This window comes from Actinoplanes sp. NPDC000266, assembly GCF_042899005.1.
Classification (GTDB): Bacteria; Actinomycetota; Actinomycetes; order Mycobacteriales; family Micromonosporaceae; genus Actinoplanes.
The window spans coordinates 147782-169902 of sequence record NZ_JBIAZI010000009.1; the positions used below are offsets into that span (position 1 = coordinate 147782).

A 22121-nucleotide genomic window follows, 5' to 3' on the forward strand; every position below is an offset into this window, starting at 1 on the left:
GATCACTCCGTGCGTCCGTCGTCGCCCTCACGGCTGGGTGGAATGCTGTCCCACAGCCGCGGCCGCCTGGTCGGCCGGCCGGGCGGTGGATAGGCCGGGTGTTCGTCGAGATAGCGGCGCCGCATGCGGTGGGCCAGACCGTTGATGCCGGAGCGCCACTCGTCGTACGCGGTGACCTTGAGCAGCCCCGCGTGGGTCGGGAAGTGATCGGCCACCCGGTCGAGCTGGTCGCCGGCCGGGCCGTCCGCGATCAGCACCACGCCGACCCAGCTCCGCAGGCAGCTCGCCGCCTCGCGGATCACCGCGGCGCCGGCCGTGCCGAGCACCCGCGTGTCGATCACGATGATGCCGGGGCAGTGCTCGAACAGGTCGCCGGCCGGCACGAAGTCGTGGACCCGGGCCGGCATGCGCAGGCGCTCCACGGCGAGCACGATGTCGGCCACCACCGGCGGCTGGCCCGGAAAGGGCCGCCACTGGCTGCGCAGCGACTCGTATCCGTTGGCCAGCGCGACATCACCGGCCGTGGGCGCCCAGTCGGGGGTGATCAGCACCGTCCGGAAGGGGATGTCGACCGGTGGGGGCGGTGTCACGGCCGGCTGGGCCGAGGGCGACGAGACCTGCAGGGGAGAGCTGGCCGCGGTCTCGACGATGTGCCGGGCCATCCGCCGCACGATCTTCTGATATTCGCCTTGATAGATCAATAATCGGCACAGCGCGCTCAGGCCGCTGTCCGCGTACGCCTCGACGTCGCGGGCGATGAGCAGGGCCCGCTCCTGCTCGGCCCGGTGCGCCCGGAGCGGCGACGGCGTCCACAGCACCGGCAGGATGTTCGCCCCGTCGGGCGCCCGCCCGGCCCGCACCACACGCTGCCGGAACCAGTCACGCTCGCGCCTCGACTCGTGCCGGTTCAGATATTCCGGTGTGTACAGCGGAACGAGCACGTCGGCCTCGGTCAGCGCGCGCTGGCGTTGCGCCTGGCGGTCCTCCGACGGCGGCACCACGAAGTCGGCGAAGCCGGGCCGCCGGATGCGGCGGCCGGGCTGCTCGTCGATGGCCGCGTTGAGATCGACGAAGAAGCGGCGCACCCAGTGATCGCCCAGGAGCCGGTCGTCCGGCGACGGTATCGGGGCATAGCTCAGATAGAAGTACCGGGCGTCGGCCGAGGAACCTCTATCGAGAGTCATCTCGGTGTGATCACTAACTGCTCCCCGAACGGCGCGCTCCGTGACATTAACCCCAGACTAGAGAGGTAATCAGATGGAGACCAGGTTCTATCGCGCCGGATTACGATCCATCCACCCGACCGCGAACCGGACCATCGCCCGGATGGGTAGAAGGCGGGTGGGCGCCTGCCCGATCGTGCCCTTCCGGGTGAACGGCTGATCGTCGAGGCTGAGGCCGATACGGGTGAACGGCGCGGCGTCCAGATGGGGCGCGCGGAACTCGCGGCGGACCCGATGGCCCCGGTCGAGCTCGTAGCAGCGGTACGGGCGGACGGCCGGTGGCCGGCGCAACCTGTACTCGGCCAGGTGAAGGGCCGTGCACGACTCGTATCCGACACCGAGCAGGAGCGTCTTGGCGTTCGCCCGCTCCAGAGCGGCCAGCGGTGAGCGCTCGCCCAGGTGACTGTCGAGATCGTGCACGCGCATGAGCTCGCGGGCCCGGCGGCCCCACGCGCTGAACGAGGTCTGCGGGTGTCCACTGCGGATCGCACCCGGGCGGCGGCGGACGAATTCGGCGAAGGCGCCGACGCCGTACGACGGGGTGCGGCGCGCGTCGAAGCCGGGCATCCGCTCCTCGTAGGCCCGCCGCTCCTCGTCGGTCATCCCGTCGGTCGCGGCCCGATAGGCGTCGCTGCTCACCGAGTTGTCCGGGGTCTGTGCCGGCACCACCAGCGTCCCGCCGGGACCCACCGCCGCGCGGATGGCGCCGGCCAGGGCGGCCGCGCCGCCGATGACCTCACCGACCCTGCGCATCGAGCAGTGCACGAGCACCACGTCGCCGGCGGCCAGGCCCAGGGCCCGGAGCTCGGTGATCAGGGAGCGCTGGCGGGTCGCGGTGGTCATGGCGCCCAGGTGCTCACCATGCCGGAGACCTGTCGCAGCAGCCGCGAGCCGACGGGGGTCAGCGCGTCCGTGCGCTCGAGGGCCTGGATGGCCTCGGCGGTCCAGGCCCGATATTGCTCGAAGACGGCCGCGGCGCCGTCGACCTGCCGGTCGCTGCGGACCCGCCACATGCCGGCCACGGCGGCGTGGGCGTAGATGCCGTGCAGGACGGCCTCGGCCGGGCGCGGATCGGGACGCCAGCCGACGGTGATCTTGTTGGGCTTGGTGACGTCGACCAGGTTGCAGATGTCGAGCAGTGCGTTCATCTTGCTGTGCTGGAACTCGTGCACCAGCAGGACCGCCAGCGAGGCCGGATCGGTTTCGGTCACGGCCACGCTGCCGAAGGCCTGCCGCGCGGTCGAGGCCTCGCTCACCCCGTCGCCGGTCAGGCGCAGCGGCACGATCGCCCGCAGGCCGACCCGCAGCTCCTCGGCGTGGCCGGGCGCCTCGTCCCGCAGGATCCGCCAGGCCTCGGCGAAGGCGGCCGTCCACCGCTGGGCGGCGTCGTCGCCGAGCCGGTCGGCGGCCGGGAGCTTGTGGCAGTCGCGGTGCGGGTCGAGGTCTTCGAGCAGGACGGCGAGGCCGTCGGTGACCAGCCAGCGGTTCGGCCGCCAGGCCGTCTCGTCGTCGCGCTGGATGACAGCTCCGTCCAGGGTCAGCGAGCCGTCGCCGACGTGGAGCTCGGCGATCGAGTCGGCCACGCCGGGCCGCAGGATCGTGCCGAGCGTGGGCAGGTGGACGCGGCCGTCGCGCACCGGGACGAAGGTCCGCGCGGGCACACCGGCCGCGAAGGCGGCGGCCGCGGCGATCGACCCCAGATATCCCGGGCCCTGCCACGTGCCGGTGCCGGCGCCGGAGAGCAGTTCAACGGCCCAGGACCGGATGTACGGATGAGCGAGCACCCCGGCCACGGCCTCCGGATGGGCGTGATCAAGCTCGGTCAGCACGGCCCAGTTGTGCGCCGACGGCCCGGCCGCTTCCAGCCCGCCCGCGACCTTGACCAGCAGGCCGCGGACGATGGCGTTCTGTGCCTCGTCGAGCCGTCGCACGGCGTCGCCGTCGCCGGCCGACACCGCTATCCGGTCGAGCATCGCCGGCGGCAGCAGGGTGGGATCGGCCTCCGCGGGCGCCGGCGGGGGGTTGTCGTTCACGAACATGATCAGTTCTTTCAGATCGGCGCAGTAGACGCTCGGGTTGTCGAAGCTCCCGGCGCGGTAACGATGCGCGAACAGGCCGCCCCCGCACTGGCCGACCACCGGGCACTGCCGGCAGGCCGGGCTCAGGCCGTCGAGACCGGAGCGGCGGCGGGCCAGCTCGGGCGTGGCGGCCACGTCGTCGGCGGTGTGGGTGAAGACCGTCATGCCCGTCGCGGCGGCGCCGTCGAAGGCGGTCTTGAGCGAGTCGGCCTGCTCCCACTCGCCGTCGGTCTCGATCACCGCGAGGTCGACCGGGTCGAGGCCCACCCACTCGCTGCCGCTGGGCCGGCCCTCAGCCAGCGCCAGCAACGAGTCGAACAGGCGGATCGCGACCGGGCGGCCATCGGTGATCCAGCGCCGATAAACGGCTGAGAGCCAGGTGGCGTACGGAGCCGGAGCGTCGCCCGGGCGCAGCGGTGGCGTGTCCCAGGTCGCGTGTGGAAGGAGGAAGTCGATGCGCGGCGGCGCCTGGGCCACGAGCGACTCGTAGACCCGGAGGGGATCGGAACGCACGTCCACTGTGCACAGCAGGCCCGAGTAGAGCCGCCGGAAAGCGGGGCGGCGCAACAACTCCAGGGCCCGCAGAACCTGGTCGTAGCTGCTGGCGCCGTTGCGATAGCGCCGGTGCAGATCGTTGGCCTCGCGGTCACCGTCGATCGAGACGCCGACGCGGACGTCGAACTCGGCGAGGAGCGCGGCGAAGCGCTCGGTGAGCAGCACACCGTTCGTCTGCATACCGAGCCGTAGCCTGGTCACCGGGCTCACGATGTCCCGCAGCTCGGTGAGCACCTCGCGCATCCGCGCGGGGCCGAGCAGCAGGGGCTCGCCGCCGTGCAGGATGACCGAGACGTGGGCGAGATCGTGTTTCCGGGCGTGCTCGGCTATGCGGTGCGCGGCGGCGCGCAGGACGGTGCCGTCGATGCGCGCGGGGCGCCGCCGCCAGCTCTGGTCGGCATGCTCGAAGACATAGCAGTGGTCACACGCAAGATCACATCGCGAATGGACCTTGAGTACGAACTCCGTCAATGTCCCATCGGGCTGCCGGGCGGGCATGGGCTCAGATGAACGAGGAGAACTTCGCCGCGGGGATCCGGGTCTGGTCGAGGTGCGCCGCCATGATCCGGTTGACGATCGGCGACACGTCGTCGTCCGACAGGTCGTCGAGGTGCTCGGTGTTGAATTTGCCCAGCGGGAGCCGGGGCTTCTCCGCGTGCACAGCTAAGGTCGTCATCGATCTTCCTTTGGGCTTCTGTGGAGAGCGACAGACCGCCTCGCCGACGGCCTACCGTAGTGCCTGCGGCGGCCGACCGCCAACGGGCTAAGGGACGGACTTTGAGCGCGAAAAGGTGACCTGGGTCGATGCCGAGAGGCTTGCCCGGACACGCTCGCGCTCGTCGTCCCAGCCTCGGTGGGCGTACCCGAAGGTGGCCTGTCGCCAGACTAGTCTTGTCGCCTATGACCAGGGGCGATTAGTGTCAGTTCGTTTTGGCGTGTTTTTCAGTTAGGTTTGTTGACTGACCTGACTCCGCGCTGCCAGCCGGTACGGACAACGCCCCGGAAAGGTTCGACGCCGCTTCCGGACCCACCATCGGGTGACGTCGGAAATCCGATTGATCCGCTCCGGAGGGCGTATCCGGGGCTGTCGTGTAGAGGATGTCCCGCGCCTGCTCGGCGGCCCGGATGATGCTCTCGGCGACGAAATCCATGAAACGGGCGACGTTCTCGAGGCGCACCCCGGCCGGGGTGCCGGCGCCCAGGACGGCCACGCCCTGTCTCGCGGTGCCGGCCAGGTCGGCGTTCTGCCGGGCGGCGGCGATCATCGAGTTGAACCAGACCTCGTTGTCGACGCGGTAGCGCTCGCGGCGGCGCTCGTCGCGCTCCCGCTGGATCAGCTGGAGGTCCTCGAGCATGCCGACCGCCTTGGAGATGGAAGCCGGGCTCACCTGGAGGCGCTGGACCAGCTCGGCCGCGGTGAGGCTGCCCTCGTCGGTGGTGAACAGGCAGGTCAGGATGCGGGCGGTCATCTTCGGCAGACCCTGCTGCATGAACAGGGTCGAGAAGGTCTCCTGATATTCGAGCACGGCCGCGGCGTCGCGCCCGTGCGCCTGCGGCACCGTGGGTCCGTCGGGAGTGCCCTGCCGGCGCCGGTGGGCGCGGCGCTCGGTGGCGCGGTGGGCCAGATCGGAGCGGTAGCCGGTGGGCCCGCCGTTGCGCATCACCTCGCGCGTGATGGTCGAGGTGGGCCGGTCGAGCCGCCGGGCGATCTCCGCGTACGCCAGGCCGTCGGACAGGCCCAGCGCGATCTGCTGGCGTTCCTGCTGGGTGAGCCTGCCTCCGGGCATGCCGGTCTCCCTTCCTCGGTGCCGCCAGCATAGCGTTCAATTCTCACCAACGCAACGCTCCGGATCGCTTACGTTGCATTGAAATCCAAACCGTTGCAACGAAATAGCCGCTCTGAACTGGTGTTTCTCTTATCCAGTGCAACAAAGTTGTTGCCCGATCCATGAACGCAACGTAGCGTTTTGCACATCGGAAACGACCGCAGCAAGGAGAGAACGATGCAGACCTTCACCACCCCCGCCCCGATCGCCGCCATCCTCGACATCCCCGCCGGGCGCGTCCAGTTCATCGCCGCCGACCGCTCCGACACCGTCGTCGAGGTCCGGCCGGCCAACGCCGACAAGGGCCGCGACGTCAGGACCGCGGAGCAGACCAAGGTCGAGTACGCCGACGGCGTCCTGCGCATCGAGGCCCACGCCAAGAACCAGATCCTCGGCAGCTCCGGATACCTCGAGGTGATCGTTCAGCTGCCCGCCGGCTCCCGGGTCGAGGCCAAAGCGGCCGCGGCCGAGCTCCGGGGCGTCGGCCGGCTCGGCGACGTCGTCTTCTCCGGCGCCCAGGGCGAGATCAAGCTCGACGAGGCCGCGAGCGTGCGCCTCACCACCTCGGCCGGTGACGTCGCGATCAGCCGCCTCACCGGTCCGGCCGAGATCGAGACGGCCAAGGGCGACATCAAGATCGACGAGGCCGTACGGGGTTCCGTCGTGGCCCGGACGCAGGCCGGGTCGATCTCGGTCGCCGCGGCCAGGGGCGTCGCGGCCTCGCTCGACGCCGGCACCGGCTACGGCCGCATCACCAACGACCTGAAGAACGACGGCGCGGCCACGCTCGACATCCACGCCACCACCGCCTACGGCGACATCGTCGCCCGCAGCCTCTGAACCGGTAAGGGGAGACCAGTGACCAACCTGGCCATCGCGGCGAACGGGCTGCGTAAGTCGTACGGAGACAAGGTCGTGCTCGACGGTGTCGATCTGGCCGTGCCCGAAGGTTCCATCTTTTCGCTGCTCGGCCCGAACGGGGCCGGCAAAACCACCGCCGTGCAGATCCTGTCGACCCTCATCTCCGCCGGCGCCGGCGAGGTGCGGGTCGGCGGGCACGATCTGAACGCCGACCCGCAGGCCGTGCGGGCCGCGATCGGCGTGACCGGGCAGTTCTCGGCCGTCGACGGCCTGATCACCGGCGAGGAGAACATGTGGCTGATGGCCGACCTGCACCACCTGCCCCGCGAGGAAGGCCGCCGCCGGGCGGCCGAGCTGCTGTCCCGCTTCGACCTCGACGACGCCGCCGGCAAACCCGCCTCCACCTATTCCGGTGGGATGAAACGGCGCCTGGACATCGCCATGACCCTGGTCGGCCGGCCGCGGATCATCTTCCTCGACGAACCCACCACCGGCCTGGACCCGCGCAGTCGGCACAACATGTGGCAGATCATCCGCGAACTGGTCACCGACGGCGTCACCGTCTTCCTGACCACCCAATACCTGGAAGAAGCCGACCAACTCGCCGACCGGATCGCCGTGCTCAACAACGGCACGATCGTCGCCGAGGGCACCGCCGCCGAACTCAAACGCCTCATCCCCGGCGGCCACGTGCTGCTGCGCTTCACCGACCCGGCGACCTATCAGAACGCGGCCGCGGCGCTGCCGGAGGCCGGCCGTGATGACGAGGCGCTGGCCTTGCAGATCTCCAGCGGTGGTACCCAACGCGAACTGCGTGCGGTGCTCGACCGTCTCGACACCGCCGGGGTGGAGGCCGACGAGTTGACCGTGCACACCCCCGACCTGGATGACGTGTTCTTCGCCCTGACCAAGCCTGTGGAGGTTTCCCGATGACCACGTTCGCCGTTCGTGATTCCTCGACCATGCTGCGCCGCAACCTGCTGCACGCGCGCCGCTACCCGTCGCTGACACTGAACCTGCTGCTCACCCCGATCATGCTGCTGCTGTTGTTCGTCTACATATTCGGCGACGCGCTCAGCGCCGGGATAACCGGCGGCGAACCCGACCGCGCCAGATACATCGCTTATCTGGTGCCGGGGCTGTTGTTGATGACGATCGGCAGCACGGTGATCGGCACCGCGGTGTCGGTGTCGAACGACATGACCGAGGGCATCATCGCCCGGTTCCGCACCATGGCCATCCACCGCGGCTCGGTGCTCGTCGGGCATGTGATCGGCAGCGTGCTGCAATCGGTGGCCAGCGTCATCCTGGTCGGGGCGGTGGCGGTGGCGATCGGGTTCCGCTCCACCGACGCGACCGTGCTGGAATGGCTCGCCGCGTTCGGGCTGCTGGTCCTGTTCGCCCTCGCCCTGACCTGGATCGCCGTCGGCATGGGCCTGGTCAGCCCCAACGCTGAGGCGGCCAGCAACAACGCCATGCCGCTGATCCTGCTCCCGCTGCTGTCCAGCGCGTTCGTCCCGGTCGACTCGATGCCCGGCTGGTTCCAGCCCATCGCCGAATACCAGCCGTTCACCCCGGCCATCGAAACCCTGCGCGGCCTGCTGCTCGGCACCGGCATCGGCCACAACGGCTGGCTCGCCGTCGCCTGGTGCGTAGGCCTCGCGATCCTCGGCTACTTCTGGTCGACGTCGCGCTTCAACCGCTCCTGAGAGGTGCGAAAGGGCGGGCCGGTGAACACCGGCCCGCCCTTCACGTCGTTCTATGTCAGCTGACGCGGCGGCACGGGTCGCCGTAGTTCGGGTCGGTGTGCCGGATCGCCTTGCGGGTCAGCGGGCCGTACATCCCGTCGGCGCCGGTGCTGGAGACGCTCTGCACCTTCTTGAGGGCCTTCTCGGTGTTGCCACCGAAGTCGCCGTCGATCGACAGCGGGTAGACCTTCACCTCTTTGAGCTCGTTCGGGTAGCAGTCGTTCAGCGTGTCCTGCAGGCGGCGGACGCCGTCGCTGTTGGCGCCGCGGACCATGCCGCAGTTGACCGACCCGTTGGACGCGGCCGGAACCAGGGCGCCCTGATAGGTGACCGCCTTGGTGCAGACCGGGTTGGCCAGGATGGAGACCATCGGATCGGCCGACGCCGGACCGGCCGCCACCAACTGGAAGCCACCGATGCCGGCCGTCACGAACGCCATCGCCGCGAGCCGCTTCGCCATACGCGTTGCCATACAATTCTCCCCGTTGTTCGGTACACAGTGGAACTGGACCGGGGCGTACGGTAACAGAGCAAAGTGGTGGTCATCTATCCCGTTGCCCGTTCTCACTTGCGCACGGTGACCGCCGCGCTGCTGGCCCGGCCGTCGGTATATCCGGTCTTGCGGGCGACGACGGTGACGGTGAGCTTCTTGTTCTTCATGAAGGCCGTCAGCTTCAGCGTCGCGCTGGTGGCGCCGCTGATCAGCTTGCCGTTCAGCCGCCACTCGTACCGGTAGGAGTCGGCCTTGGGCGACCAGGCGCCGGTGGCCGCGCGCACGGTCCGGCCCACCTTGGCGGTGCCGGTGACCACCGGCTTCTTGGTCGCCTTGGGCGCGTTGCCCTTGGCCACGACGGCCGACGCGGCCGACACCGCGGCGCCCGGCTGATGGCCGTCGCGGGTCGCGGTCACCTTGACGGTGAGCCGTTTGCCGGCCAGCCCGCCCGAAATCGCGAGCGACGGACCGGTCGCGCCCCGGATGGCGGCGCCGTTGGCCAGCCACTGATAGGCGTACCGGTTGGCCGGCGGGCTCCAGGCGCCGACCGCGGCCTTCACCGTGTAACCCACCTTGACGGTGCCGGCGATCGCCGGCTTCTTGGTCGCCACCGGGGCCCGGCCCTTGGCCACCGCGACCGAGGCGGCCGAGGTCGCCACGCCGGGGCCGTTGCCGTCGCGGGAGGCGGTGACCCGGACGGTGAGCCGCTTGCCGAGCGCGGCGGCCGGGATCACCAGCGACGAGCCGGTCGCGCCGCCGAGGGCCACGCCGTTCGCCAGCCACTGGTACGCGTAGCGGGCCGGCGCCGGAGTCCACGTGCCCGTCGAGGCCTTGACCGTCGAACCGACCGCGACGGTGCCGGAGATCGCCGGGGCGGCGGTCGCCTTCACCGGCGGCAGGGTCACGGTGAAGGCGTTCGCCACCTCGGCGTGCGGGCCGTACATCCGGTCGAGGGTGAGCGTCCACGCGCCCGGTGCGGCCTGGGCCAGCGGGAAGGAGACGGTCATCGACGTGCGGTCGGTGACGACGTTCGAGACCACACCGGTGATCGGCTCGGAGCCGGGCCGGGTGAGCTTGACCTCGAGGCTCGAGGTGAACGACTGCCCGGTGAGCGTCACGACGGCCGTCGAGCCCTGAAGGGCGGAGGCGGGCACGATCCGGGTCGGCCGGAACGCGGCGACCACGCCCAGGTCGACCACGGTCGGCGCGGCCGGGGTCACCGTGAAGACCGGGGTCTCGCCGATCTCGTCGTACTGGTTGCCGTCGACCCGCGTCAGGTCGGAGTCGGTGGCGTCGCTGCCGACGTTCGGCGTGGTGAACAGCCAGTTGAAGCGGTACAGATTGGTGACGATCTTGAAGCGCTTGCTCGGGACCGTCTCCCGGTAGGAGCCGTCGTAGTTGTTGGCGAAGCCGTAGCTGTCGTCGTCGTCCTGCGAGCGGATCGAGATGCCCACGTCGGTCGCGGGCGGTTCGGTCGGCTGCCGGACGCCGTCGGCGTTCAGGTCGTTCCACAGCCGGCCGGTGATGTCGCCGGAGGCCACGACGCGGATCTGGCGGCTCGCGGTGTTGTCGGCGGTCGAGCTCTCCGGCGTCGTCGTCGACGCGGTCGCGACGACCGGAAGGACCGCGCCGGGCTGAGCGCCCTCGACGCCGACGCTGCGCACGATCGCCCGCTCGGACTGGCCGGGCGCCAGCTCGCCGAGATAGGCGCAGGTCATGGTCGGGACGGACCAGTCGCAGTCCCAGTTGCTGGTGCTCTCCGAGCTGAAGACGCGCAGCTCGGGCGGGAGCGTCAGGGACACGGTCACGCCCGCGGCCGGGAGCGTCCCGTCGTTGCGGACCACGACCTCCGGGCTCGACCAGCCGGAGGTCGGAAGGATATTGCGATCGGCGGCGAGCTCGACGACCACATTGGCGGTCTCGGCCTCGGCGGCCTGGGCCGGCACGGCGAGCGAGCTCGCGGCGACGGTGCTGAGCATGGTGAGGCCGACACACGTCAGCCATCGGGAACGAGACAAGTGGATCCTCCCCGTGATCGGGGAGGATCATAGAACGGTACCGTTCCGTCGTCGAGAGTCGTTATAGTGCGCCGGCCACAACTGCGCACCAGCGGGAGTTCATCGATGGGCAGGACTCGCTCGGTCACGATCGCCGCGATCGTCGCCACCTTGATCGTCACGGGCGGGACGCCGGCCTTCGCCGGCGTCGGCGACCCGTTGACCGTGACCTCCACCGGCCTGACCGACGGGCAGATCATCGGCCCGATGTCGCGGTTCCACGCGGCGTGGACCGAGGGCGCCGAGATCGTCAAGGTCGAGGTGTACCGGGACGGCACGCTCGCCTACACGACCACCGACCCGTCGGCCGACCTCCGGGTCTCGCTGATCGGCGTGCCGACCGGCACGGAGGCTCTGGTGACCGTCCGCGCCTACGGCGCCACGGGCGAATGGGCGGAGGCGAGCACGCGGGTCGTCGTGGACACCGCGCTGCCGACCGCGTCGTTCACGCCGACGGCCGGCATGCTGCCGCCGGTGAGCGGCGTCATCACGGTCACACCGAAGGAGATGTCCGACGACGTCGCCGCCATCTCCCTGATCGGCAACGGGGTGACGGTCGCCTCGGCCGGGTCGGCGCCCTGGACGATCACCTACGACACCGTCGGCGGCCCGTCGTACGTGACGGTCCGGGTGACCGACCGGGCCGGCAACCGCCGGGAGTACCCGGGCTACCACGTCGACAACGTGCCGCCGGCGATCGGCGCCCTCGACTTCCTCGGCCGCCCGGTGGGACGCGTGCGGGGCCTGAGCCAGGTCCGGGTCGACTTCCCGGGCACGGTGAACTACTACGAGTTCCGGGTCGACGGCGTCCGCGCCGGTTCCTGGGACGGGCACAAGAACGACTACAGCTACGGCAGTACGAAGGGCGGCCTGCTCACGTACGACTTCGGTGCCCGGTCCCGGACGGCCACCCTCGACGTGCTGGCCCGCGACGTCGCCGGCAACGAGGCCCGCCGGACCTTCACCCTGATCGTCGACGGAACCGGACCGGCGATCACCTCGGTCACGCCGGCCGCCGGGGCGCTGATCCGCGGCTCCCGGATCACCGGCACGGTCCGCGCGACCGACCCCGCCGGCATCATGGACGCGCAGGTCAACGGATATATGGCGAACGCGGCCGGCGCAGTCTCCGTGCCGGCCGGCGCGGACGGGCGCAAGACTCTGACGTGGACGGTGCACGACAACCTCTACAACGCGACGAAATTCGTCCGTTATGTCGTCGTCGACAACACCCGGCCCAGCCTGAAGATCACCAGTGGCCCGAAGAGCGGTGCGCGGGTCAAGGGAACCGTCCGGATCAAGGCGACGGCGGCCGACCGTAACGGCGTCGGCCGGCTCGAACTGCTGGTGAACGGCAAGGTGGTCGCCCGCACGGTCAAGGCCACCTACAACTTCGCCGTCAACACCGCGAAATACGGCAAGACGGTGCGGGTCCAGATCCGCGCGTACGACCGCGCCGGAAACCTGGCGGCCACCACCGTGCGCACCTGGCACCGATAGCGAAAAACGGGGGCCCGCGAAGGGCCCCCGTTCCTTTTACGTCAGGGCACGCGCCAGAGCCGGGCCTTGCCATCGGAGCCCGCAGTGACCAGGCGCTTGCCGTTCGGGGTGACCCGCACGGCCCAGACCGGCCCGACGTGGCCGGTGAGCGGCTCACCCTGAGCCTCGCCGGTGGTCGAGTTCCACAGTCGTACGGTCCCGTCGTCGGCCCCCGTGACCAGCAGGTTTCCCTTCGGGCTGAAGCGCATGGCCCGCACCGGGCCGGTGTGGCCGGCCAGCGGCGCGGTGGCCGCCTCGCGGGTGGCCACGTTCCACAACTGCACGGTGTTGTCGCCGCCGGACGAGGTGGCCAGGATCTTTCCGCCGCGCTTGAAGGTGAGCGCCAGGACCGGGGCGGTGCTGCTGGTCAGCGGTTCGCCGGCGGGCGCGCCGGTGGCCGCGTTCCACAGTTGTACGACGTTGCCGCCGCCGGAGGCGGCCAGGAGCTTTCCGTTCGGGCTGAAGCTGACCGCGTACACCGGGCCGGGGCTCACGGTCAGCGCCTGGCCGATCGGCCGGCCGGTGCCGGTCTCCCACAGCCGCACGGTGTTGTTGACGCCGGTGCCGGCCGCCGCGAGGCGCTCGCCGTCCGCGCTGAAGGTGACCGTGCGGACCGGGCCGGTGTGCCCGGTCAGCGTGCGCACCAGATCTCCGGTGGCCGGGTCCCACAGCTTGACCGCGCCGTCGTCGCCGGCCGTGGCCATCAGGTCGCCGGTGGAGCTGAACGACACCGAGCGCACGGGCCCGGTGTGCCCGGTCAGCGGCGCCCCGGTGCGTTCGCCGGTGGCCGGGTCCCACAGCGACACCTGGCTGTCGCCGGTGACCGCGAGCAGCTTGCCGTCCGAGCTGTAGGCGAGGGAGTAGACGGCGCCGACCTCGCCGGCGAGCGGCGCGCCGGCCTTGCGCCCGGTCGACGTGTTCCACTGCCGCACCGTGCCCTTGCTGACGGTGGCGAACACCTTCCCGTCCGGGCGCAGGGCGAGAATCCCGGTCTCGGCGGGCACGATGCTGCGCGCGCGGGCGCGGGCGCCGGCGGTGTCGGCCTGGCCCGGTGCGAGCGCGCGGGTCGGGGCGGCTTGAGTCGGGGCGGCCTGGGCCGGGGTGGCCTGGGCCGGGGTGGCGGCGGTGACCGCGAGCAGCCCGATCAAGGCCACGGCGACGGTCCCTCCGGCGCGACGCCGGCGACGCGTGTCTTTACGATCTCTCTGAGTAGTCACCCGGGCACCGTAACGACGGTGCCCGGGTGGTTTTACGGCAGTTTGCCGCAGTTCATCCGGCCGGGTTCAGCTGACTGGCCGAGTGGACGAGGGCGCTATGAGGCGTACATCGAGAATTTCGCGGTCCAGCGGTTGGAGCTGCCGAACGTGGCCGGCCAACTGCCGAACGGGGTGGAGGCGCTCCAGGCGCCCTGGTTGGCCGTGCCGGTCGTGAAGCTCATGTTGTTGTCGCCGTTGGTGTTGTAGACCAGCCAGTACGCGGTGTTCGGGGCGAGCGTGGCGGTGACCGGGCGGCTGTTCCACGAGTTGGCGGTCAGCGTGCCGGACGAGCTCGACGCCACCAGCGCGCCCGGTGAGCCGTTGGCGTCGGCGTAGATCGCCACCTGGTACTGGTTGGCCGGCGCGGCCTGCACCGACTTGAGGTAGACGGAGATCTGGCTGATCGGCAGGGCGGTGGCGCCGTTCACGAACCGCGAGCCGTTCATGTAGTTCATGTCGCCGGAGTCCAGCGAGCCGCCCACCTGGTCGTATCCGAAGCGCGGGGCGCTCGGATCGAGCGTGGTGAACGAGAACTGGTGGTTGGCCGCCAGCGCGTTGCCGGCCACGTCGGTCACGCCGGTCCGGACGGTCACCGTGTACTGGGTCGAGGCGGTCAGCGCGGCCGACGGCGTGATCGTCGCCGTCTCGGTGGCCGCGTCGTAGGCGACGGTCCGGTTGACCAGGGCGCCGCCCGGGCCGCGGAGCTCCAGGTTGGCCGCCGTGATGGTGGACGCCGCCATGCCCTCGTTGAAGCGCACGGTGACCGGGCTGGTCAGCGCGACCCCGGTGGCCCCGCCGGCCGGACTTGTGGCGGCCACAGTCGGCGCCGTGGTGTCGGCGCCGGTGGTCGCGTAGATGGAGAACTTCGCGTTCCACCGGTTGGAGCTGCCGAACGTGGCCGGCCAGGTGCCGAACGGGGTGGAGGCGCTCCACGCGCCCTGGTTGGCGCTGCCCGTGTCGTAGCTCAGGTTGTTGTCACCGTTGGTGTTGTAGAGGAGCCAGTACGCCGTGTTCGCGGCCAGCGACGCGGTGACCGGCCGGGTGTTCCACGAGTTGGCGGTCAGCGCGCCCGTCGCGCTGGTGGCCACCCGGGCGCCGGGCGAGCCGTTCGCGTCGGCGTAGATGGCCAGCTGGTACTGGTTGTTCGGCGCCGCCTGCACGTTCTTCATGTACACCGACATCGAGGTGACCGAGGCCGGGCCGGATCCGGTGACGAACCGGGAGCCGTTCATGTAGTTCGTGGCGCCCGAGTCGAGCGACGCGCCGACCTGGGTGTAGCCGATCCGTTGCGGCGCCGGGGCCGACGCGTAGGTCGCGGTGTACGTCGTGGCGGCCGCCGGCGCGGTGATGATGTGGGTCTGCGCGCCGCCGTCGGACCACGACGTGAACGTCGAGGAGCCCTGCGGGGAGGGCGCCGACACCGAGTTGGTGGAGCCCTGGATGACCGTACGGGAGAAGGGTGTTGTTCCTGACCCCGATCCGACCGCGAGCTGGAGCCCGGACGGCACCGTGGCGAAGGTCAGGTCGACCGTCTTCGGGTCGAGCCGGCGCGTCACCGCGTGCGTCAGGCCCTCCTGGTCGGTGGCCACCAGCTTGAGTTCCAGATAGGACGGATATTCGTGGTCGGGCGCCTCGAACGAGCCCGACGCCACGCCGGTCCAGCTGCGGATCGCGTGTTCGTGGCAGTTCTCCGGCGCCGAGCAGTGGTGCATGACCAGGTCCCAGTTCAGCCGGGACGCGGGCAGGGTGCCCTGTTGGGGATCGGTGGCGTGGCCGGTGAAGGAGAGGTTGTCACCGACCGCCCACGTCGTGCCCACGGCCGGGGTGTCGATCACCGCGGTCGGCGCTTCGTTGCCCGGCGTGACGGCGATCGTGCTGGTGTGGGTCGCGTTCAGCGTGTCGGTCACCGTCAGCCGCGCGGTGTAGGAGCCGGCGGTCGTGTACGTGAAGCCGGCCGTCGGCGAGGTCGAGTCGGTCGTCCCGTCGTTGGTGAAGTCCCAGGCGTACCGCAGACGGCCCTCGTCGGCCGGGTCGGGATCGGTCGAGCCGGTGCCGTTGAACGACACGGTCAGCGGGGCCGGGCCCTGCGTCGGCGTCGCGTCGATGACCGCGGTCGGCGGCTGGTTGCCCGGGAAGTAGCGCACCCGCCGGATGGTGCCGCCCAGGTCGGCGTAGTAGAGCTCGCCACCGGGACCGACCTCGAGGTCGACCGGGCTGGCCGCGTCGGAGACGAACGTCTGCACGTTGGCCGGGTTGGGCAGGCCGCCCGGGGTGGACGGCAGCGACGCCCAGACGCAGCGGCGCGAGTAGTCGGCGAAGAAGACCGCGCCGTTGTACGCCGCCGGGTAGGAGCCGCCGGCCGTCGGATAGAAGGCCACACCGGTCGACGAGGAGCTGCCGGTCGGGCAGGCCTCGCCCGCGACCAGCTTGCTCGAGTGGTTCCAGGCGACGAACGGCGCGGTGTGCGTGGCCGCCGGCGCGGTGTAGAGCGTCTCGCAGATCGGCAGGTTGGCGCTGTCGTACCCGGCCTGGCGGGCGTTGCCCTCCCAGCACGGCCAGCCGAAGTTCGTCACGCCCGCGGTCGGGTTCACCACCCGGTTGACCTCCTCCCAGGTGTTCCACCCGGTGTCGGAGATCCAGCTCTCGTTGGTGCCCGGCCGCATGGTGACCCGGTACGGGTTGCGCAGGCCGTTGGCGACGATCCGGCGGACGTTCGGGTCGGCCGAGCCGATGTTCGGGTTGCCGGGCGCGGCGGCGCCGGTGGCCGGGTCGAGCCGCAGCAGGGTGCCGTCGAGCTGGGCCGGGTCGCCCGTGGTGCGGATGTCCTGCGACCGCAGCGCCCCGCCCTCGTTGGCCGGGTCGGAGCACGGGTTGGTCGGCGCCCCCGAGGGGAACTGGCCGTAGTCGACCGCGCTGAAGCTGGCGCCGTCACCGGCGGCCACGTAGAGCATGCCGTCGGCGCCGAAGGCGATGTCGCCGATGGAGTGGCTCGGGAACTGCTGGCACCAGTCGTGCAGCAGCACCTGCTCGCTGCCGGTCATCGTGTCGCCGGCGGCCCGCAGGCGGGAGAGACGGCCGGTGACGATGCAGCGCCCGTCGTTCGCGTTGGCGCAGACGTCGTTCCAGACCGGGGCGGTCTGCCCGGGCGGCGCGTCGTACGTGTAGAGCACGTAGACGTAAGGGTCGGCGGGGAAGTTGGGCGCCAGCGCCATGCCGAGCAGGCCACGGTCCCACTGGTTGTGCACATTGGCCGACAGGTCGGCGAACACCGTGGGGGTGGTGTCGGCGAGATCGTCGAAGATCTTGATCCGGCCGCCCTTCTCGGCGACCAGGATCCGCCCGTCCGGCGCGAACTCCAGATCGACGGGCGAGCTCAGTCCACTGAAGACGATCTGTTCCTGGAAGCCGCTCGGCAGCGCGACCGCGGTCGCGGGCAGCGAGCCGATGAACGACGACATCGTGATCACGGTGGCCAACGCGACGAACCCACTCAGCGCACGCCGAAGCACGGGCATTCCCTCCCCCGAAAAAGATTGATGAACCTTAACGGCGCGCGTAATCGTCCAGGTGTCGGCTGACGGACTCGACGGATCGCCGACCGGTCAAACCTGCCGACCGTTCGAACGATGCACGTCCATGGCGTACGCCTGCATATTCCGGTGATGTTGGGGGATCTGGGCCATTGGTGTGCCCGTCGGCGGTGGCCGGTTCTGGGTACGTGGCTCGTCCTGGCCGTTGCCGGGCTGGTCTTCGGCGGCCAGATCTTCGACCGGCTCACCACCGCCGACAGCCTGCGGCCGGACGCCGAGTCGCAGCTCGCCGACCGGCGGATCGCCCAATTGCAGCCGGAGGGGCCGGTGATCGTCGCGGTCGTCGGCGGTCGCGACGTGTACGAGCCGGCGCTGGTCGCCGACGTCACGGCGGTCACCGGCGAGATCCGCGGGATGGACGGCGTGGCCGAGGTCGAGGACCTGTACGGCGCGCCGGGCGGGCGGATCGGCGCCGACAACCGGAGCTCGCTGATCCGGGTCGAGCTGGACCAGGGGCTGCCGGACGACCGGCGCGAGCGGGTGGAGGACGCGGTGGCCGCCGCCCTGCACCGGATCGGCGCGCCCGAGGTGCTGGTCGGCGGCGAAAAACTGGCGGAGCGCGCGTTCGCCGACCAGGCCGTGGCCGACGCCGCCCTCGGCGAGTCGGTCGCCATCGTCGTCCTGCTGGTCGTGCTGGTGCTCGTCCTCGGCGGCTTCGTGGCCGCCCTGATCCCCCTGAGCGCCGCTTTGGCCGCCGTGTCGGTGACGCTGCTCGGGCTGTACGGCCTGACGACGCTCACCGGGGTCAGCGAGTTCACCGTCAACGTGGTCACCCTGCTCGGCATCGGGCTCGCCGTCGACTACGCGCTGCTGGTGCTGGCCCGGTTCCGCGAGGAGCGCGACGCCGCCCCCGGGGCCCCGGTCGCCGGCCTGCTGGCCCGGACCACCGCGACCGCCGGCCGCACCGTGCTCATCGCCGGGCTGGCCGTGGCGGCGACCATGTTCGGGTTGTCGGCCTTCGCGGAACCGCTGCTCGGCGCGATGGCGCTCGGCGGGGCGGTCGCGGTGCTGCTGGCCACCGCGGCCGGGCTCACCGTCGTACCGGCGCTGATCGCGATCGCTCATCGCATGATCAAGCCCGCACGGCCGCCTCGTCGCGCCCTTCTTCCCCGGCTCGCCGCGTTCGCGCAGGAGCGGCCGGGACCGGTCGCGCTCGCCGTCACGGCCGCCCTGCTCGTGCTGTCGCTGCCGTTCGTGTTCGGGGTCAACCTCGAGAACTCGGACGCCCGCGCGCTGCCCGCCACGTCCGAGGACCGCCGGCTCCAGGAGACGGTGTCGCGCGACTTCAGCGCCGGCCAGGCCGACCCCGTGGTCGTGGTGGTCGACGCCGACCCGGCCGGCGCCCCGGTCCGGGACTTCCTGGACCGGGTCAACGCGCTGGACGGTGTGCTGCGGGTGCAGCCGCGGCCGGACATCACCGCGGCGGCCGTCATCGACGTCACGCCCGAGGGCGGCACCGCGGACGGGCTCTCCCGTGACGTCGTACGGGCGATCCGGGCCCTTGATCCGCCCTTCCCGATGCTCGTCGGGGGTGCCGCGGCCGAGCTTGTCGATTACCGCGACTCGGTGGCCGGCCGTTTCCCGGTGGCGCTGCTGATCGTGCTGCTGTCCACGGCGGTGCTGCTCTTCGTGCTCACCGGCTCGGTGGTCATCCCGCTCAAGGCGCTGGTGATGAACGCGCTCACCCTGCTGGCCACGCTGGGGACGCTGGTCGTCGTGTTCCAGTGGGGGATCGGCGACGCGCTGCTCGGCTTCGAGTCGTGGGGCGCCATCGACGTCACCACCCCGGTCCTGCTGTTTGTCTTCATCTTCGGGCTCTCGATGGACTACGAGGTGTTCCTGCTGGCCCGGATCAAAGAGGAGGGAGACGTACGGGCCGGGATCGTGAAGTCGGGGCCGGTGGTGACCGCCGCCGCGCTGGGCATCGGCGTCGTCTTCCTGGGCTTCCTGCTCGGCGACCTGATCGCCGTGAAGGAGATCGGCTTCGCGATGGCGGTGGCGCTGCTGCTCGACGTCACGGTCGTCCGCGGGCTGCTCCTGCCGGCCCTGATGACCCTGCTCGGCGAGTGGAACTGGTGGGCCCCGGCGCCCCTGCGCCGCCTGTTACCTACTCGTGACATCGAATCGAGAACCAACCTCGTGAGCGTCGCATCGCAAAGAGTGTCGGAAAGAAAATGAGACACCTGAACGGGGAACACGATGCGCAAGCTTCACCTGGCCGCGGCTCTGATCGGCGTCGCCCTCACCGCCACCTTCGCCGCGCCGGCCAACGCCGGCACCCTCAAGACCGGCGTCGCCTACGTCGTGCCCGACGGCGACGGTGACGGCGACGTGGTCGTCTTCAAGGCGGCGGCCGGCAAGACCAACCGGGTCGTCGTCACCAGCGGGCCGAAGTACTACGTCACCATCGACGACACGGTGGCGATCAAGGCCGGCGGCGGCTGCAAGGCCGTGAAGGGCGACCGGACCAAGGTGCTCTGCGGCATCGGTGAGCTCACCGAGAAGCTCCAGGTGTCCACCTTCGACCGCAACGACGGCATCACCAACAAGACCCGGCTGCGCCTGATCGCGTACGGCGGCACCGGCAACGACAAGATCCACGGCGGCGCGTCCGGCGACGCCATCTTCGGTGGTGGCGGGGCCGACACGATCTACGGCAACGGTGGCGACGACCGGCTCTACGGCGACGCCGGCAACGACACCCTGTGGGGCGGCCCCGGCAACGACCGGCTGATCGGCGGCCCGGGCAAGGACAAGCTGTACGGCGGAGCCGGCAAGAACCACCTCGCCTGAACCCGGCGGGCCGGCCGCGTCGGGTGGCCGGCCCATTCGTACACCCCAATCTGGAGATTTGATCCACATGCGTCGCATTGTCATGACTCTTGCCGTGGCCGGCGTGGCCCTGGCCGCCGGATGCGCCGACCGGCCGCGGCAGGTGGCGGGCGAGGCCATCCCGGTGGGTGGCTCCTCCTCGACCCCGACCCCGGCCCCGGCCCCGGTCGTCACCACCACCTCCCCCTCACCCAGCGCCTCTGCAACCTCCGCTACGCCGTCGAGAACCTCCGCGAGGCCGGGGACGTCCTCCAGCCCTCCGGCAAAGAACTCAAGCCCGCCGAAGATCAAGCGGGTGATCGGGCCGGTCACCGTGCTCGGCCCGACCGGGCTCGGCAAACTGCAGATCGGGATGACCCGCGCCGAGGCCGAGGCCACCGGCCTGGTCGTGGCCGGCGAGGGCGAGAACGGGTGCGGCAGCTGGATTCTCGACCTCCCGGACTCGGGCGGGCCGACGGTCGGCTACTCGCCCCTGGGCGTGGTCTCCATCCCCGCCTACGGCAAGGTCGCCACCCCGGAAGGCATCCGGATAACCAGCTCACTCGACGCCGTCGAGCGGGCCTATCCCGACCTTTCCGGTCCGGCCACCGAAAACGGGGCCACGCTCGGCGACGGGCCCGCCTACGCGGGACAGCAGGACAAGCACGGCGGCGTGCACTACCGGTTCACGTTCGAGAACGGCGCCGTCAAGACGATGAAACTCCAGCACGACACCCCGAAGTGTTAGGTGATCCGCAGGGTCTCGAGCACGTCATCGGTCCGGTCGGCCTCGCCGGCCTGCCGGATCTGCAGGTAGACGCCCCGGCCGCCGGCCCGGGTCAGCAGCACCTCGCTGTAGGAGACGCCGCCCGGGCACGCCGTCCAGCGCTGGACCCGGCCGGTCAGGCCGTCGGCGGCGGCCTCACGATCGGCGCCCCGGGTGCATCCGGGATGCGACGGGACGGTGGCCTTCGAGCCGGGCGCCAGCCATCGGCTCACCCCGGCGAACAGGACGGATGACGTCGCCGAGGTCAGATCGGCGCCGACCTGGAGGCCCGGTTCGGTGCCCGACGGCAGGCCCAGGGCCGCGACGTTCCAGCCGGAGTCGCGCAACTGCCGGGCCCAGTCACCGGGAACCGCGACCGACAGCGTGCCCTCGCCGTCGGCGACCCGGACCCAGCCGGCCGGAGTGCCGTCCACGACGGTCGCGCCACCGGCGCAGACGAGGAGCCCGAGCGCGACGACGGTGCCGACACCGCGCCGCAGGAAGCGCAGGACCCGGCTGGGGACAGCGGTCGTCGCGTCGTCCAGGGCCTGGGCGAAAGCGGCGGTCGACGGCCAGCGGCGGGCGCGGTCGCCGTCCAGCGCCCGCATCACCACCCGGTCGACGTCACGGGAGATACCGGTCCGCAGCTTGGACGGCGGCGCGGTCACGGCCTTGCCCGGCTGCGGGGGCCGCCCGGTCAGCATCTGATAGGTCATCGCGCCGATCGCGTGCACGTCGGCCCGTACATCCAAGCCTCCGCCTGGAAGATGCTGCTCGGGCGCCATGTAACCCGGGGTGCCGGCGACAACCGTGAAACCGGAGGCGTGCGCGATCTCCTTGGCCAGGCCCAGATCGGCGACCAGCACCCGCTCGGATCCGCGGACGGTGTCGAACAGGACGTTCGACGGCTTCAGATCGCGGTGCAGGACACCCGAGTCGTGCAGCACGCTGACGGCGTGGGCGATGTCGCCGGCGATACGCAGGCCGGTCCGCACCGGCATCGGGCCCCGTTCCAGCCGGTCGGCCAGGGTGCCGCCGGCGGCGTACGTCATGACCTGATAGGGACGGCCGTCCGGCAGTTCGCCGAAGTCGTGCACCCGGACCAGCCGCTCCGAGTCGGCGCGGCGCAGCACCTGCGCCTCCTGCTCGAACCGGGCCCGCACATCGGGGTGATGGGCCCAGTTCTCGGCCAGGATCTTGATGGCCACGCGCGATTCCAGGACGTCGTCCTCGGCAAGCCACACGGTGGCGAAGGCGCCGGAACCGAGCCGCTCGACGATCCGATAGCGGCCGATCATGGTTGGTGCTTGCACGATCG

Annotated in this window: 16 protein-coding genes and 1 pseudogene; 7 read left to right on the forward strand and 10 right to left on the reverse strand. The window is 70.9% G+C overall.

Annotation, left to right across the window (positions count from 1 at the left end; all coding sequences use genetic code 11):
- Positions 1–2: 2 nt before the first annotated feature.
- The 5 genes and pseudogenes from ACFY36_RS33830 to ACFY36_RS33850 all read right to left on the reverse strand — a co-directional run.
- The gene (locus ACFY36_RS33830; RefSeq protein WP_499749982.1) at positions 3–1184 is read right to left on the reverse strand and encodes a TIR-like protein FxsC; all 1182 of its coding nucleotides are present in this window, start codon (positions 1182–1184) and stop codon (positions 3–5) included.
- A gap of 87 nt (positions 1185–1271) precedes the next feature.
- The gene (locus ACFY36_RS33835; protein ID WP_499749983.1) at positions 1272–2066 is read right to left on the reverse strand and encodes an AAC(3) family N-acetyltransferase; all 795 of its coding nucleotides are present in this window, start codon (positions 2064–2066) and stop codon (positions 1272–1274) included.
- A complete protein-coding gene (locus ACFY36_RS33840) occupies positions 2063–4327 on the reverse strand; it encodes an FxsB family cyclophane-forming radical SAM/SPASM peptide maturase (RefSeq protein ID WP_499749984.1) in 2265 nt (754 codons plus the stop codon). Before ACFY36_RS33840 ends, ACFY36_RS33835 begins: the two co-directional genes overlap by 4 nt.
- A gap of 31 nt (positions 4328–4358) precedes the next feature.
- A complete protein-coding gene (locus tag ACFY36_RS33845; protein WP_498656035.1) occupies positions 4359–4532 on the reverse strand; it encodes a hypothetical protein in 174 nt (57 codons plus the stop codon).
- Between the two features lie 403 nt (positions 4533–4935).
- A pseudogene (locus ACFY36_RS33850) lies at positions 4936–5643 on the reverse strand (helix-turn-helix domain-containing protein); the annotation flags it as partial.
- A gap of 216 nt (positions 5644–5859) precedes the next feature.
- On the opposite strand from ACFY36_RS33850, the gene ACFY36_RS33855 reads away from it, so the two are divergent.
- The 3 genes from ACFY36_RS33855 to ACFY36_RS33865 are packed head-to-tail and all read left to right on the forward strand — an operon-like array spanning position 5860 to position 8252.
- Positions 5860–6522 carry a DUF4097 family beta strand repeat-containing protein gene (locus tag ACFY36_RS33855; RefSeq protein ID WP_499749985.1) on the forward strand — a complete coding sequence of 221 codons (663 nt, stop codon included), beginning with the start codon at positions 5860–5862 and terminating at the stop codon, positions 6520–6522.
- 18 nt (positions 6523–6540) lie between these two features.
- Positions 6541–7476 carry an ATP-binding cassette domain-containing protein gene (locus tag ACFY36_RS33860; protein WP_499749986.1) on the forward strand — a complete coding sequence of 312 codons (936 nt, stop codon included), beginning with the start codon at positions 6541–6543 and terminating at the stop codon, positions 7474–7476.
- Positions 7473–8252 (forward strand): ABC transporter permease, encoded by a 780-nt coding sequence (locus ACFY36_RS33865; RefSeq protein WP_499749987.1) that lies wholly within the window; start codon positions 7473–7475, stop codon positions 8250–8252. Before ACFY36_RS33860 ends, ACFY36_RS33865 begins: the two co-directional genes overlap by 4 nt.
- Before the next feature lie 55 nt (positions 8253–8307).
- Here ACFY36_RS33865 and ACFY36_RS33870 read toward each other — a convergent pair whose 3' ends face one another.
- Together ACFY36_RS33870 and ACFY36_RS33875 are read right to left on the reverse strand one after the other, a co-directional pair.
- Positions 8308–8763, reverse strand: a complete 456-nt coding sequence (locus ACFY36_RS33870; RefSeq protein ID WP_498693281.1) for a peptidoglycan-binding domain-containing protein — start codon at positions 8761–8763, stop codon at positions 8308–8310.
- A 92-nt stretch (positions 8764–8855) separates the two neighbouring features.
- The gene (locus tag ACFY36_RS33875) at positions 8856–10802 is read right to left on the reverse strand and encodes a hypothetical protein (RefSeq protein ID WP_499749988.1); all 1947 of its coding nucleotides are present in this window, start codon (positions 10800–10802) and stop codon (positions 8856–8858) included.
- A gap of 105 nt (positions 10803–10907) precedes the next feature.
- Between ACFY36_RS33875 and ACFY36_RS33880 the strand changes: the two genes are divergently transcribed.
- Positions 10908–12341 carry an Ig-like domain-containing protein gene (locus ACFY36_RS33880; RefSeq protein WP_499749989.1) on the forward strand — a complete coding sequence of 478 codons (1434 nt, stop codon included), beginning with the start codon at positions 10908–10910 and terminating at the stop codon, positions 12339–12341.
- 41 nt (positions 12342–12382) lie between these two features.
- Here ACFY36_RS33880 and ACFY36_RS33885 read toward each other — a convergent pair whose 3' ends face one another.
- On the reverse strand, positions 12383–13534 hold the full coding sequence (locus ACFY36_RS33885) for a WD40 repeat domain-containing protein (RefSeq protein ID WP_499749990.1): 1152 nt from the start codon (positions 13532–13534) through the stop codon (positions 12383–12385).
- Between the two features lie 158 nt (positions 13535–13692).
- The gene (locus tag ACFY36_RS33890; protein WP_499749991.1) at positions 13693–17151 is read right to left on the reverse strand and encodes a PQQ-dependent sugar dehydrogenase; all 3459 of its coding nucleotides are present in this window, start codon (positions 17149–17151) and stop codon (positions 13693–13695) included.
- 147 nt (positions 17152–17298) lie between these two features.
- Here ACFY36_RS33890 and ACFY36_RS33895 point away from each other — a divergent pair, with 147 nt between their 5' ends.
- From ACFY36_RS33895 to ACFY36_RS33905, 3 genes are all read left to right on the forward strand, one after another.
- On the forward strand, positions 17299–19404 hold the full coding sequence (locus tag ACFY36_RS33895) for an MMPL family transporter (protein ID WP_499749992.1): 2106 nt from the start codon (positions 17299–17301) through the stop codon (positions 19402–19404).
- A 21-nt stretch (positions 19405–19425) separates the two neighbouring features.
- The gene (locus ACFY36_RS33900; protein WP_499749993.1) at positions 19426–20019 is read left to right on the forward strand and encodes a calcium-binding protein; all 594 of its coding nucleotides are present in this window, start codon (positions 19426–19428) and stop codon (positions 20017–20019) included.
- 67 nt (positions 20020–20086) lie between these two features.
- Positions 20087–20785 (forward strand): hypothetical protein, encoded by a 699-nt coding sequence (locus ACFY36_RS33905; protein WP_499749994.1) that lies wholly within the window; start codon positions 20087–20089, stop codon positions 20783–20785.
- Here ACFY36_RS33905 and ACFY36_RS33910 read toward each other — a convergent pair.
- The gene (locus ACFY36_RS33910; RefSeq protein WP_499749995.1) at positions 20782–22116 is read right to left on the reverse strand and encodes a serine/threonine-protein kinase; all 1335 of its coding nucleotides are present in this window, start codon (positions 22114–22116) and stop codon (positions 20782–20784) included. The two genes, ACFY36_RS33905 and ACFY36_RS33910, sit on opposite strands and share 4 nt — an antisense overlap.
- Positions 22117–22121 lie beyond the last annotated feature (5 nt).